The sequence below is a fragment of the Novosphingobium sp. BL-A-28-Hi1-0D genome (assembly GCF_055521755.1).
In genome coordinates this window covers 296,025-309,202 of the sequence record NZ_CM145502.1, presented here as the reverse complement: position 1 = coordinate 309,202, position 13,178 = coordinate 296,025, and the positions used below count along the sequence as shown (strand labels likewise).

11 protein-coding genes, 1 tRNA gene, 1 pseudogene and 1 other annotated feature are annotated in these 13,178 nt (G+C 59.5%); of the genes and pseudogenes, 6 read left to right on the top strand and 7 right to left on the bottom strand.

Features of this window, described 5'->3' with window-relative positions; all coding sequences use genetic code 11:
* Nucleotides 1-45: 45 nt before the first annotated feature.
* Nucleotides 46-1,104 (top strand): hypothetical protein, encoded by a 1,059-nt coding sequence (locus tag ACZ1JW_RS01500; RefSeq protein WP_465141703.1) that lies wholly within the window; start codon nt 46-48, stop codon nt 1,102-1,104.
* Nucleotides 1,105-1,365: 261 nt separating this feature from the next.
* A complete protein-coding gene (locus ACZ1JW_RS01495) occupies nt 1,366-1,548 on the top strand; it encodes a hypothetical protein (protein WP_465141702.1) in 183 nt (60 codons plus the stop codon).
* 545 nt (nt 1,549-2,093) lie between these two features.
* Here the strand turns inward: ACZ1JW_RS01495 and ACZ1JW_RS01490 are convergent.
* The 5 genes from ACZ1JW_RS01490 to cpdR all read right to left on the bottom strand — a co-directional run bounded on the left by ACZ1JW_RS01490 (nt 2,094) and on the right by cpdR (nt 5,477).
* Nucleotides 2,094-2,477 carry a hypothetical protein gene (locus tag ACZ1JW_RS01490; protein WP_465141701.1) on the bottom strand — a complete coding sequence of 128 codons (384 nt, stop codon included), beginning with the start codon at nt 2,475-2,477 and terminating at the stop codon, nt 2,094-2,096.
* A 399-nt stretch (nt 2,478-2,876) separates the two neighbouring features.
* Nucleotides 2,877-3,554 carry a PDZ domain-containing protein gene (locus ACZ1JW_RS01485; RefSeq protein ID WP_465141700.1) on the bottom strand — a complete coding sequence of 226 codons (678 nt, stop codon included), beginning with the start codon at nt 3,552-3,554 and terminating at the stop codon, nt 2,877-2,879.
* Nucleotides 3,555-3,744: 190 nt separating this feature from the next.
* Nucleotides 3,745-4,731 carry a site-specific integrase gene (locus tag ACZ1JW_RS01480; RefSeq protein WP_465141699.1) on the bottom strand — a complete coding sequence of 329 codons (987 nt, stop codon included), beginning with the start codon at nt 4,729-4,731 and terminating at the stop codon, nt 3,745-3,747.
* Nucleotides 4,732-4,907: 176 nt separating this feature from the next.
* Nucleotides 4,908-4,982, bottom strand: a tRNA-Val gene (locus tag ACZ1JW_RS01475).
* Nucleotides 4,983-5,099: 117 nt separating this feature from the next.
* A complete protein-coding gene (cpdR, locus tag ACZ1JW_RS01470) occupies nt 5,100-5,477 on the bottom strand; it encodes a cell cycle two-component system response regulator CpdR (RefSeq protein WP_465126337.1) in 378 nt (125 codons plus the stop codon).
* A 202-nt stretch (nt 5,478-5,679) separates the two neighbouring features.
* Between cpdR and ACZ1JW_RS01465 the strand changes: the two genes are divergently transcribed.
* Entirely contained in the window at nt 5,680-6,642 is a 963-nt protein-coding gene (locus ACZ1JW_RS01465; protein WP_465125186.1) for an N-formylglutamate amidohydrolase, read from the top strand.
* Nucleotides 6,643-6,931: 289 nt separating this feature from the next.
* On the opposite strand, the gene ACZ1JW_RS01460 is transcribed toward ACZ1JW_RS01465, so the two are convergent.
* Nucleotides 6,932-7,711, bottom strand: a complete 780-nt coding sequence (locus ACZ1JW_RS01460) for a SapC family protein (protein WP_465125187.1) — start codon at nt 7,709-7,711, stop codon at nt 6,932-6,934.
* 109 nt (nt 7,712-7,820) lie between these two features.
* Nucleotides 7,821-9,239, bottom strand: a complete 1,419-nt coding sequence (locus ACZ1JW_RS01455; protein WP_465141698.1) for an FAD-binding oxidoreductase — start codon at nt 9,237-9,239, stop codon at nt 7,821-7,823.
* Between the two features lie 194 nt (nt 9,240-9,433).
* Between ACZ1JW_RS01455 and ACZ1JW_RS01450 the strand changes: the two genes are divergently transcribed.
* From ACZ1JW_RS01450 to ACZ1JW_RS01440, 3 genes and pseudogenes are all read left to right on the top strand, one after another.
* Entirely contained in the window at nt 9,434-9,976 is a 543-nt protein-coding gene (locus tag ACZ1JW_RS01450) for a hypothetical protein (RefSeq protein WP_465141697.1), read from the top strand.
* Between the two features lie 144 nt (nt 9,977-10,120).
* Nucleotides 10,121-11,518, top strand: a complete 1,398-nt coding sequence (locus tag ACZ1JW_RS01445; RefSeq protein ID WP_465141696.1) for a DEAD/DEAH box helicase — start codon at nt 10,121-10,123, stop codon at nt 11,516-11,518.
* Between the two features lie 324 nt (nt 11,519-11,842).
* Nucleotides 11,843-13,068, top strand: a pseudogene (locus ACZ1JW_RS01440) (IS3 family transposase); the annotation flags it as partial.
* Nucleotides 12,124-12,238, top strand: a sequence feature (AL1L pseudoknot). (Overlaps the previous pseudogene by 115 nt.)
* Nucleotides 13,069-13,178 lie beyond the last annotated feature (110 nt).

Sequence of the window (13,178 nt, the reverse complement as noted above, 5' to 3'; positions counted from 1 at the left end):
TAAACTTCTTTACGCAAAGAGAAATGTGTTTATTTGGAGGTGTATGTGGCTGAAGGAATGAGATTGATCGCATGCTGCGCCATCATTGGCACGCTGCTCGTCAGTGCCTCCAGTGCATCCGTTGCCCAAACGAACACAGATGCGCGAGCTATCGGTGGATTTCTGGGTCTGCTTGGCGGTATTGCGCAACAGGCGGCAAAAGCGAACGCGCAGAAAAAGTGGGATCAGGTCAAGCCTCAGGTCAAGCAATGCCTGAACTTGATGCTCTCAAGCAAGAATGTTTCAGTTGACCAGTTTGCCGCTGCCGGGATTGCCCCCAACGATCAGCGCATCACACCTGCCATCGATGCGTGCAATCAATATTTGGCCAGCCAGCCGCGTACCAATTTTTCCTGCACTGTGACAGACTCAAAGGGCCAGCAGGTTGCGACGACGTGCAATGAGTCATATGCCAAGCAGATCAATGGAGCGGTGGTTCCAATCTCCGGTGACGAATTCCTTCGAGCGGCTGGGAATGGCGAGAATGTCGTTGTTGCGAATTTTGAAACGCCTGACGCGCAGGCCGCGCGATTGATGGATGAAACACGAGCTGCTGATCAGGCGAAAAGAGCCGCCGAAGCGCAGCGTCAAGCTCAGGCTGCAGCGGCTGAAGAAGAGCGTCAGAGGTACTTAGCGTCACCTGAAGGTAAGCGGCAGGCTGCATTGGAGGCTGCAAGAGCGCGACAGGAAGCAGCCGCAGCCGCTGCTGCGAGAGCACGGAAGCCGCGTGGATATTACGTAGTCTGCTCAGGGGATGGAAACGCTGCCGCCTACAATCTACACATAATAAACTGCGCAATTCCGCGAGACGTTATGAATGGATTCCGATGGGCTGTACTCAAGTTGAGTACATCTCCGTCCGTAGACAATGGCTATTTCATTTTGGGGAGTAATTACTTTAGGGATATGGCGCGCGGATGCATGCAAAATATGTATAAATTTGAAAATATGCCTGTTGATATACAAAGAAATAAGCAGGTAATTTATGGATTGATGGCGCAATGTAACGTGGGGCTCCAGCAAATGACTGGTCCAAGCCAGGTTCAGGCCTCAAGGCGGAAATGATCATTTCCCAAGGATGACCTTAAGATTTTTGTGCAACGCCATTTCATAGCCAATTGCCGTCGAACTTTCATCAAAGCTCTTTTGCACGGTGTGAAGCGGATGACTGGCTGAGAGATTTATTTGTAGGATGCTGCCGGAGAGCAGTCACCAGCATGTTCGATTGGGGTTTTGGTATCTGCCACTCGGTGAAACGCAGATTCGCGTCTCCACCGCTCTAGAGCCGCAATCCAGACATATCGTTCGCCGATGCATAAATACGATATGCGTATCAACGAAATCAGACCTCTCAAAAACATCAAAGCGCTAACGCCTGCGCAGGCGATGATCGCAGCCAAGAAGCGCCAGGTTGAAGTCGCCAAGATGGCTCTCAATCGTGAGAAAGAGTTTCAACGGCGGAAGAAGGAGCTTGAGCGTCAGCGGAAAGCTGCTCAGCGAAAGCTCTGATCCCGTGACAGCCCGTCATGCCGATCGCCATCAGCTCACAGCCGCCCAACTCCCAGAGATCGTAAAGTGAGTTTGCAAGCCGTCGGCTCACAACGTTTTGCCGTAGCGGGCTCGTTTCACCGTCACGACGATCATCGTCGCCTTCATATTCCCATTCTGCAGACATTCCCGAATTCCTCTCACGTTTATTTATCACGCGAGAAAAATTGAATGTGATCAGCTTTGGCGAAAAAGAGTCTGGTCCAAGACTGTTTCGTGACCAGCTTAAGGTCAATTTGACGACGATGTGATGTAGCCAAAGTGATTATAGAAAAGGTGAATTAAGCATTCATAATCATTAAATCTATCGGGGGGTAGGTAATGGGGGTCATATGTATGCATTTCGGCGATGCGGCGGTCTGGTCGTTTGGCTAGTTTCTCTGATGACGTGTTGGATCGGCGCTTTTGTGGCTGTGGAAAGCTTGCTGCAGCGATAGGAGTTGTTGGAAGGCCAATATTACAACGAGTTTTCAATAAATTATCGCGCCAACAGTGATTTGACCAGATCAATCGCTTGCTTGCTGAAATATCACCGTGTCCGTGATGTATAGAACGAGTTCATATAGGCCGAGCTTGTTTAGTAGTGCCAGGAATTTTCGTGCATCTGCGCTGCCAGCTAGATAGCGCGCGCCATAATACGACTTCGTGCGAGCTTTTTGCGGTTCAAGATATGTCTGAAGCCGCTCATTCTCTTGAGATTTCAGTTCAATCTTTGAGAATACCTCTTCCTCAAATTCGCACTGCTTGCATGCAATCGTAATAGATTCAGGCTTATGATCCGCCAGTATGGATGACTGATAGAGATAGGTCACTGGCTTTGAAGACGAGATGCCACATTGCGCGCATTTCGCCTCGGGGCTGAAGCCGATGATCGTGCGGAATTTTGCCATCTCAACTCGCCAGATAGACTTTTTTGATTGCCAAAGCGATTTCGTCGCAGACAGGTTTCACATGTCGGCAATGCGGGCATCCAAAGCCGTGCTGAATTTTGGTTCCGAACATACGCTTCTCCCGTTTCATCACCATTTGATATGACGACGGCTGCTTGCAGCGGGCACAGCGTTGTTCTGGGAGTCTGAGGTTTCCACCGATCAGATGCCAATCTTCTCCAGCCTTTGACACATACGCTCCAGATTGACCTACTATCTAAAGTCGGTAGCGACGCATCAAACGTTATGAAATAGGCCAAAATGGTGATGTGGGTCACGCGGCTGCTGGAGCGGAAATGTGTCTGGTCCAAGACACTTTCACCACCACGTCCGCGCCAGCTTCTCAGCCAAGCATGCCCATTAGTGGCCAATGGCAGCCTTAGTGACGATGACATCACCTTTGCCAACCATCGTAAGGGTGACGGAGCCGCTGGCTGCTTGGAGAATTTTTGCGATTGTGTCTTCGTTCATGCCTTTAACAGAAATGCCGTTCACGTTTGAGAACACCATTCCTGCGACTATGCCTGCTTGAGCTGCAGCGCTGTTTGGAACGACCATTGCGACATATCCGCCTTCAGTGACGCTCTTGACGCCTATGCCGAGTTGAGGCGTTTCAGGGGGAATCGTGTAAGTGCTTTGACCAGTCGCGACTTTGTTACACAGCGCTGATGTGGCCCATGAACCTTGACCGTAGAAGCCGAAATTCGCACCCTTCTCGTGCCTGAAAGGCTGTCCGTTAGAGAAGAAGACCGTGTAAACCTCTTCCCCCGTATATCCGCCGTAGCTGTTTTTGGCATTCACGGCCACGTTCACGGCCCAGCCGTTCCAAGCGATTTTGCGCTTTTGAAACACTCCCGCCTTGCACCAGCCTGTGTAGATGTCTCCGAAGCGGTAGATGGCGGATGAGGGGTCTTTCAGCACGCCCTCAAAGTACGATTTGACCTTGGACTGAGCATTGTCGGGCTGCGGATCATACTGCAGCTGTGCGACTTCCTCCGCAAGATTTCCCGCATGAGCTGGCACTGCGAAACTGATCAAAGCTCCCGAGAACAAGATACATACGGACTTCCTTGCCAAGGTAGTCGCCTCCCATTGCGCGTCAAATCACGATCCTGCTCTGGATTGCTTAATCTTTGTGCCATCGCAGGCAATAAGCTTTAGGTATGGTGGCCGTGAACGTCACATTTGAGCCATGTCCGCAAAGAGTCTGGTCCAAGACCCTTTCTCATCACATCTCCGCTAGCTTCTGAGCCAGCTGATATGGCACCAGATGGGTATATCGCATCAGCATTCGTGGATCACGATGGCCAGAGATCAAGGCTACCTCTGGCATGCTGAGACCCATCTCAAAGAAGCGTGACACGGCCTCGTGCCTGAGATCGTGAAAGTGCAGATCATCTATCAAAGTCTTGGCCATCACGCGCCGCCAGCACATCTTGAGAGCATCTGACGACACTGGAAACACCAACGGACCTGAACGCGATTGCTTCTCCAGCACCTCTATCGCACCGTTGGTCAGTGGAACCGTGCGAGCGTGACCATTCTTGGTTCGGGGAAGGTGAGCTGTCCTTCGCTTGAGATCAACGAATCGCCATTCAAGCCCAAGAATCTCACCACGACGCATTCCTGTTTCCACAGCGAACTGAATCACAGCGATCACATCGTGCCGTCCGATCTCCCGAAGCTCAGTGACCACCCGATCAATCTCGTTCTGCGAGACGCGCCTGTTTCGTGCATTCTGCAGCTTGGGCTTTTTGACCTTCTCCGCGACGTTCTCTGGCAGGTGATACCCCCATTCGCGTATCGCGATGCTGAGAGCATGCTGGATATGATGCAACTCTCTGCACACTGTGCCTGCTTTCACATGCCCCAGCCGTTCGTCCCGATACATCGCGATGGCATTGGCAGAGAGCTTTTCAAGCGAGATGTCAGCCAATGGAGAGCGAATCACTTTCGCTAGCTGGTAACACTCAATCTCATGGCCGCGATTCTTCGGGCTCACTTCCCTGAGATAGCGCTCAAGGATGTCTCTCAAGGTGGTTCGTTTCAGATCAGCGAGAGCGCCGACAGGCCTCGTTGATGTGCGTCGCGCATCTTCCTGACTGGCCCACGCGACAGCCTCAGCGTGCGACGGGAATGTTCGGCTGACAGGCGCGAAGCCCTTGCGACGAATTTGGACGCAGTAGCCGTGTTTTCTCTTGGTGATGGTAGCCAATGGATCTGCTCATTGTGATCGCATTGTGATTTCAAGCATCCGACACCGTCCTGAGACTCTGCTCTGCAGGCTGTCTTGAACCGCGTCAGCCACTACCTTCTCAGGTAGGTGGTCCGTTGTTTTCTCAGTATGTTAGACAACAAAAAACCCCGCCGATGGCGGGGTTTCTTATGCGATGGTGGGCGTAGCAAGGATTGAACTTGCGACCCCTACGATGTCAACATAGTGCTCTACCACTGAGCTATACGCCCGCACCATCTGCTTGTCCCGGACCTTGCGGCGAGCCGCTCTTGTCGTCGGGAAGCGCGCCATTAGCCTTGGGTTCGAGGCAAGGCAAGGGGGAATTTTGCGTGGTTGCCCACGCGTGGTCAGCGGCTCCCGGCAAACGGCGCATCTTCGAACACGCGCTCCACTTCGAGCACGAGATCCTTGAGGTGGAACGGCTTCGACAGCACGCGCGCCTGGGGAGCCTCGCGATTCGCCTTGAGCGTAACGGCGGCGAATCCGGTGATGAACATGACCTTCGTTCCGGGGCTGATCTCGCTGCAGCGCTGGGCCAGTTCGATCCCGTCCATTTCGGGCATGACGATGTCCGAGAGGAGAAGATCGAAATGCTCGCTTTCCAGCAGCGGGATGGCTGCGGTGCCGCGATCGACGGCAGCCACGGAGTACCCTGCATTTTCGAGCGCGCGGGTGAGGTAAGTGCGCATCGCCTCTTCGTCTTCGGCGAGCAGGATCCGGATCATGGCCAACCTGTATCTGTTTCGGGCTTCGGTTCGGGCGGAGGGCGCACAGAGGCGACCTGACCCGTCATAAGCCCAGCCAGGTTAACATTCTTCCGACATCGCCACTTCGTTCATGCCGCTTTTCATTTCCCTGAGCTGGATAGCACTGACACCTATCGGACGTTGTTTTGACTTCGTTGCGAATCGGTTGCACGGTTCGCCCATGCAGCAATCCGGAAAGCATGACGGCGATTCGGCACTGGTCCAGGGAGGATCGGTACCCGGCCATGCCGGCGTGCCCGCGTTCAGCCTCAAAACTGTCGATCCATCGCCGATCCCGGTGGTGATCGCCGTGCCCCATGCCGGACGAGCCTATGCCAAGTCGCTGCTCGACCGCATGCGCCACCCGGCGTTTGCCGCACCACGGCTCGAGGATCGTTATGCCGACCTGCTCGGCGAGGCGGTTTCGCGCGAGACTGGTGCGGCGCTGCTGGTGGCCCATGCCCCGCGGGCCATGCTTGATCTCAACCGGGCCAGCGACGATGTGGACTGGGAAATGCTGGGCGGGCCGCCCGCCGATGCATCCGCCGCGCCGAGCGGTTTCGGCAGGCGCGCGCGCAGCGGCCTCGGGCTCGTGCCCCGTCGCTTGCCGGGGCTGGGCGAATTGTGGAAGCGTCGGCTGGATCATTCCGAGCTCAACGAGCGGATCGCGGCGATCCACCAGCCCTATCACGCAGCTCTGGCCACGACCCTTGAGACCATTCGCGACCGGTGGGGCGCCGCACTGCTGATCGATCTTCATTCGATGCCGCCGCTGGCCGCACGCTCGCCCGGCGAGCGCGCACCCGAGTTCGTGGTGGGCGACCGGTTCGGCGCGTCCTGCGACGGCGGGATTGTCAGCGCGGCTTTCGGATACTTCACCGAATCGGCACGGCGCGTTTCGCACAACCGCCCATATGCCGGCGGCTATGTCCTCGAACGTCATGCCCGCAGGATCGAAGGGTTGCACTGCATGCAGCTCGAGATCGACCGGACGTGCTATCTCGATCCGCGCATGGCAGAGCCTGGGCCGGGTTTCGAGGCCACGGTCGAACTGCTGATCGGGCTGGTCCGGCGGCTGGCGGTGGACGTTGCGGACCTCGGCCGGACGTCTGATCGCGGCCGCTGGCGCGCTGCCGCAGAATAGCCGACCTTCCGCCCCTTCCTGAACACCCCAAGAAAAAACCACCTGGAGCGATGCTCCAGGTGGCCAAGGTTCAGGGAGGAGGTGCACGTGAGTGCACCAGTTACGCTGGGCCATGAGGGGAGCCGCAACGCAACATGCTCTAAATAGGGGAGGGCCTTGGAGCCTGCAAGGGGTTTCGAGGGATTTTTGCAACACTCCAAGAAAAAACGCGACGAACCGTGTGGCTCGTCGCGTTTTTGTATTGACCTGTTGCCCTTGCGTCGGGGCTTCGTGTCTTTTTATTTCTGATTTACTCGGCCGGGATGGCGATCGCCGGGGTCGGCCCCTTGCCGAGCTGAACCTGTGCGCCAAAGATCTGGCTGATCAGTTCCAGCGAGAACAGGTGCGCATAGAGCAGCGGCAGAAGCCCGCTCTGCGCCCAGCCACGCAGCACGTCGCCACGGGTTTCGCGCAGCTTGTCCTGGTTGACCATCTGGAAGCCACGATAGACGAACGGCTGGTCATTGCCCTGCTGCTGGATGGCGACTTCGCCTTCCATGAGCAGGTCGTGCTTCTTCAGCTCGTCGATGAAGGCCTGCGTGCGCTGGCCTGCCTGTTCGAACTGCTCGCAGAAGCCGAGTGCGGCCTGCGTGGCTTCCGAAGGCTTGCCATCGGTGAACAGTTCCTGGCCCTCGACCGAATCACCCAGCAGGTTTGCCGAGGGGTCGAAGCACAGCGACAGCTCTTCGCTGTTCGGGTTGAGCTTGGCGAGGAGGAAGGGATAGCGGCGGACATAGGCCGGGATGTAGATCGGCTGCGTCACCTTGCCTTCGTCGTCGACGAAGACGTTTACGCCTTCGTTCAAACCCATCAGCGCCAGCGGCACGGGATTGTCGCCCGAGGCGAAGATGATCGGATAATGCCGTGCAGCCTGCGGAAATTCCTCAGCCGTCAATGGGATGGCATGCTGACCGACGAGCCAGGGAGCCGCATCCGCGTTCTTGGCCTTCCACGTGGCGTGGTCGCGGCTGTTGAGCGGCATGAGGTCGTTGTAGAACATCGGCAGGTTCGCTTGCGGCGCGCTGGCCATTTGGCATCTCTCCAAGAATCAACACTGAACGCGCGGCATGAACTGGCTATGGCCGCGGCTTGCGGGAACCGCGGTTCTTAGGGACTGACAAAAGGCCGCGCAAGCCGCGTCAGACAAGCTTTCCCGGGTTGAGCAGGCCTTTGGGGTCCAGCGCCTGCTTGATTGCACGCATTGCCGCCAGCATCGCCGGGTCAGCGAGGCGGGCAAGATCGTCGCGCTTGAGCCTGCCGATGCCGTGCTCGGCCGAGATCGAGCCGCCCCATGCGGTGACCATGTCGTGCACTTGCGCGCTGATCGCCTTGCCGTCGCCCGCTTCCCACGCTGCTCGCTCGCGGCCCGGTGGTGCGATGACGTGGAAGTGCACGTTGCCGTCGCCGAGATGGCCGAAGCAGACTGCGCGCGTACCCGGCCAGTCTGCTTCGAGGCGCGGGACCGCAGCCTCGACGAAGGCCGGCATCTTCTCGACCGGGACCGAGATGTCGTGTTGCATGGCCGGGCCGATCGCGCGCTCGGCGGGCGAGATGGTCTCGCGGATCAGCCAGAGCCTCTCGGCCTGGTCCTCGCTGGCGGCGATCGTGGCGTCGTTGATCAGTCCGCGCTCGAACGCAGTGGCGAGCAGGTGCTCGGCGATTTCGGACAGGCGGGCCGCCGTCCCCTCGTCTCCTGCGACAAGTTCGATCAGGGCGTGCCAGGCGTGCGGCTCTGCCAGCGGCGCGCGCGCATCGGGCAGATAATCCAGCACGGCTTCGAGGCTGTGCTGGGGGAGGACTTCGAAGCCTTCGACCAGCCCCGGTGCAAGGTCCTCGGCCAGAAGCAGCAGGCTGCGCGCATCGTGCAGCGATGTGGTGCCGGCCCACATGACCGTGCGTCCGGCGATCTGGGGCACGAGCTTGAGTGTTGCCGCCGTGACGATGCCGAGCGTGCCCTCCGAACCGATCAGCACCTGCTTGAGGTCAAAGCCGCGGTTGTCCTTCTTGAGCGGGGTGAGCAGATCGAGCACCGATCCGTTGGCCATGACCGCTTCCAGCCCGAGGACCAGCGCCCGCATCGAACCATGGCGCAGGACCTGCGTTCCGCCCGCATTGGTGGAAATCAGCCCGCCGATCGTGGCCGAACCCTTGCCGCCGAGCGTCAGGGGAAAGCGCAAGTCGGCCTTTTCCGCCGCTTCGTGCAGCACCTGCAGGATCACGCCTGCCTCGCATGTGGCCGTGCGTCCGGCCGAATCGAGGCTGCGGATGCGGTTCATCCGGCGCAGCGACAGGATGACCTCGCCGCCGTGCTCGAACGGGGTAGCGCCGCCCGACATGCCGCTGTTTCCGCCCTGCGGCACGATCGGCACGCCATGCTTCGCGCATAGCCGCACAAGGGCCGCCACCTCCTCGGTGTCGGCGGGCGAGGCGAGGGCCAGCGCCTTTCCGGTATAGCGCCCGCGCCAGTCCGTCAGCCACGCGGCCATGTCGGCGGGGTCGGTGGTCAAGCCTTTGGGCCCGAGCAGGCGGGCCGCTTCTGCAAGAAACGTATCGCTCATGGCGCATCGGCTATTGCCACCCCGGCGAGAGGGCAATTCATTTTTGATTGCTGGCGGGTTAAGCAGAGGTTCAACCCCTTGGGCTAAGGGGTAGGGAGCGAAGGTGCAGGGCGGATCAGGGCCGTCTGCTCCAGAGAGGGGTCGAAGAGAGTTCTTTTGCAATAATGCCCAGTATCTTCAATCTCTTGGCCTCAATGGGCATGGTGCTGTCGTTGCCGACGGCAAGTCCTATGGCAACGCCGGGGATCGACGAGCAATGGGCGGCTGCGAAGGTTCCGGCAGGCTCTCCACTTTTCGATGAGGATTTCACCCAGAGCCCGTTTGCCTCGTTCGTCGTGCAGGGCCTTGCCGACCAAGGCTGGGATCAGGTGCGTGTCGAGCAGCGCATGATCATTCGCATTGCGCCCCGGATGCCTGCGCAGATGTACGCCCCGCTGCCGTCCGCACCGCAGCCGCCCCGGTTCTATGAGCGCAAGACCGACAAGTGCCTGCCGATCACCAGCATTGCGGGCGTGCAGATCGAATCGCAGGACCGCCTGCTGCTGATCACCCGCAGCCGCAAGCTGATCGGAGCGAGCCTCGACAAGGCGTGTCATGCGCGGGACTTCTATTCGGGCTTTTACGTCGAACGGAACGAGGACGGCCAGCTCTGCGCGGGCCGTGACACGATCCATTCGCGCGCCGGAGCGAACTGCGCGATCACCAAGATGCGCGAGCTTGTTCCCGATGATGACTGAAGCCTTCGTCACATCGCGGATTTCTTGACTTTTCGGGCCATATCGTCTTAGCGCGCATTCAGTGCTGGCGGCGTCTTGCGATGCAAGCTGTCCAGCGGGCGCGACACTGTTTTCGCCGTCTCTAATTCTCGGAAAATTGCCTGCATGAAGTTTGCCGATCTCGGCCTCTCGGATGAATTGCTCCAGTCGGTGCTCGACGCCGGCTATGATGAGCCCACTCCGATCCAGGCGCAGGCAATTCCCGCCGTCCTCATGATGAAGGACATCATCGGCATCGCCCAGACGGGTACCGGCAAGACCGCCGGGTTCGTGCTGCCGATGATCGACATTCTGGCCCACGGCCGCCGCCGCGCACTGATGCCGCGCTCGCTGATTCTCGAACCCACGCGCGAACTCGCCGCGCAGGTTGCCGAGAATTTCGAGAAGTACGGCAAGAACCACGATCTCAAGATGGCGCTGCTGATCGGTGGCGTGCAGATGGGCGATCAGGTCAAGGCGCTGCAGGACGGCGTCGACGTGCTGATCGCCACGCCCGGCCGGTTGATGGACCTGTTCGAACGCGGCAAGATCCTGCTCACGGGCTGCGACCTGCTGGTGATCGACGAAGCGGACCGCATGCTCGACATGGGCTTCATCCCCGATATCGAGAACATCTGCACCAAGCTTCCGGCCCAGCGCCAGACGCTGCTGTTCTCGGCCACGATGCCGCCGCCGATCAAGAAGCTGGCCGACAAGTTCCTGTCGAACCCCAAGATGATCGAGGTGGCGCGTCCCGCCAGCACGAACACCAGCATCGTCCAGCACAAGGTCCGCTGCACCACGCGCCAGAAGCGCGAAGTGCTGCGCCACCTGCTGAAGACCGACAACGTGACCACCGCCATCGTTTTCGCCAACCGCAAGACGACCGTGCGCGAACTCGCCAAGTCGTTGCAGAGCCACGGCTTTGCTGCGGGCGAAATCCATGGCGACATGGACCAGAACTCGCGCAACGCCGAACTGCAGAAGTTCAAGGACGGCGACATCACGATCCTGTGCGCCTCCGACGTTGCCGCGCGCGGGCTCGACGTGAAGGGCGTGAGCCACGTCTTCAACTTCGACACGCCCTGGCACCCCGACGATTACGTCCACCGCATCGGCCGCACCGGTCGTGGCGGGGCGACGGGCCGCGCGTTCACGCTGGTTTCCGACGAGGATCTCGAATCGATCGAGAACGTCGAAAAGCTGCAAGGCACCAAGATCCCCGAATTCAAGATCGAGGTTGCCGAAAAGCCCGAACACAAGCCGCGCGAAGCCAAGCCCGAGCGCGCTGAAGAGCGCCGCGAGGAAGAACCCAAGCGCGAAAGCCGCCGCGAACGTCCCGCGCGCGAGGAACGCAAGCCCCGCGCCGAACGCGCGCCGCGCGCCGAAGCCGTGCCAGAATCGCGCGCCGAACGTGCCCCGCGCAGCGAACCGCAGCGCTACCGCGAGCAGTCCGAGCCGCCGTCAAAGCCTGGCGAATGGAACGGCCCGATTCCGGAATTTCTGGCGGTTTCGGCGCTCTGACGCTCTAGCCCTCTCCCCTTCAGGGGAGAGGGTTGGGAGAGGGGGCCTTGCGCCCAGCCTCACCGTCCAAGCCCCTCTTGGGCTTCGGCTAGGCGGCAAGCCGCCAAGCCTGCGTATCTCTCCCCTGAAGGGGAGAGAGCGACGGCACTCGGCGCAGGATAACATCCCATTCCATCGTCGGCCCGGACTTGATCCGGGCCTTGGCTTTTCTGTTCTGGCGCTGCGCCGGAAGAACAGCCCAACGCCGTGCCAAGCACGGGGTGACGGAAGGAAGTGAAGCGTCCCGGGTTTTCCGGAGGCTCCTATCTGTGAGAAGGAGCTGTGATGAGCGCTACAAGGAACAAGTTTTCGCCTGAGTTTCGCGACCGTGCCGTGCGGATGGTCGATGAGCATCGAGGGGATTATCCGTCGGAGTGGGCGGCGATGACCTCGATCGCCGGGAAGGTTGGCTGCACGACCGAGACGCTGCGCCGCTGGTGCCGCGAGGAGGCGAGCCGACGAGCGGGGCCAGTGGCGCAGGCCGCCACTGACCGGGAACGCCTCAAGTTGCTGGAGCGGGAGGTCAAGGAGCTACGGCGGGCCAACGAGATCCTGCGCAAGGCTTCCGCGTATTTTGCGATGGCGGAGCTCGACCGCCACGGCAGATGATGATGGCGTTCATCGACGCCCATCGCGAGGACCTGGGTATCGAGCCGATCTGCCGTGAACTGGCGATCGCCCCGTCCTCCTATCACGAGCATGCTGCCCGCCTTGCCGATCCCGGCAGGCGACCGGCTCGGGCACGACGGGACGATGAGATGCGGGCACAGATCAAGCGCGTCCATGAGGCCAGCTTCGGTCTCTATGGGACGCGCAAGGTCTGGCACCAGCTGCGGCGCGAAGGCGTGGTGATCGCCAAGTGCACAGTGGAACGCCTGATGGCAGCCATGGGGCTGGCAGGTGTGCGGCGTGGCAAGAAGACTATCATCACGGTCGGCGATCCGAAGGCGCCATGCCCGCTGGACAAGGTCAACCGTGAGTTCCGCGTCAGTCGCCCCAATGCCCTGTGGGTGGTCGACTTCACCTACGTCCACACCTGGGCAGGGTTCGTTTACGTAGCCTTCGTGATCGATGCCTATGCCCGACGGATCGTGGGCTGGAAGGTTAGCAGCTCGGCGACCGCCGGCTTCGTCCTGGATGCCCTCGAACAGGCGATCCACGCCCGCCGCCCCGGCCCCGATGACGGCCTGATCCACCATAGCGACCGGGGCGTTCAATACCTTGCCATGAACTACACCCAGCGCCTCGCCGAGGCGAACCTTGTGCCGTCGGTCGGCAGCGTCGGCGACAGCTATGACAATGCCTTGGCCGAGACGATCAACGGCCTCTATAAGGCCGAAGTCATCTGGCGGCAGCGGTCATGGCCCAGCGTGTCAGCCGTGGAAATGGCAACCCTGCGCTGGGTCGATTGGTTCAACAACCATCGCCTGCTCGGCCCCATCGGACACATCCCGCCTGCTGAGGCCGAGGCCAACTACTATGCAGCCAACGAGACCCTCGATTTGGTGGCATGTCCCAATTCAAACTGCCTCCGGAAAACCCGGGACGCTTCAAAGATCAAGGCAAGTTTACGGGATGGCCGCGAATGGGTGGAAACCGAACGTAGACCACGTTAGCAACG

Bases quoted from the DNA above. Each gene is read 5' to 3' on its own strand.
- ACZ1JW_RS01495 (WP_465141702.1), top strand. From the start codon at position 1,366: ATGCGTATCAACGAAATCAGACCTCTCAAAAACATCAAAGCGCTAACG.
- ACZ1JW_RS01490 (WP_465141701.1), bottom strand. From the start codon at position 2,477: ATGGCAAAATTCCGCACGATCATCGGCTTCAGCCCCGAGGCGAAATGC.
- cpdR (WP_465126337.1), bottom strand. From the start codon at position 5,477: ATGATCCGGATCCTGCTCGCCGAAGACGAAGAGGCGATGCGCACTTAC.
- ACZ1JW_RS01465 (WP_465125186.1), top strand. From the start codon at position 5,680: ATGCAGCAATCCGGAAAGCATGACGGCGATTCGGCACTGGTCCAGGGA.
- ACZ1JW_RS01460 (WP_465125187.1), bottom strand. From the start codon at position 7,711: ATGGCCAGCGCGCCGCAAGCGAACCTGCCGATGTTCTACAACGACCTC.
- ACZ1JW_RS01455 (WP_465141698.1), bottom strand. From the start codon at position 9,239: ATGAGCGATACGTTTCTTGCAGAAGCGGCCCGCCTGCTCGGGCCCAAA.
- ACZ1JW_RS01450 (WP_465141697.1), top strand. From the start codon at position 9,434: ATGGGCATGGTGCTGTCGTTGCCGACGGCAAGTCCTATGGCAACGCCG.
- ACZ1JW_RS01445 (WP_465141696.1), top strand. From the start codon at position 10,121: ATGAAGTTTGCCGATCTCGGCCTCTCGGATGAATTGCTCCAGTCGGTG.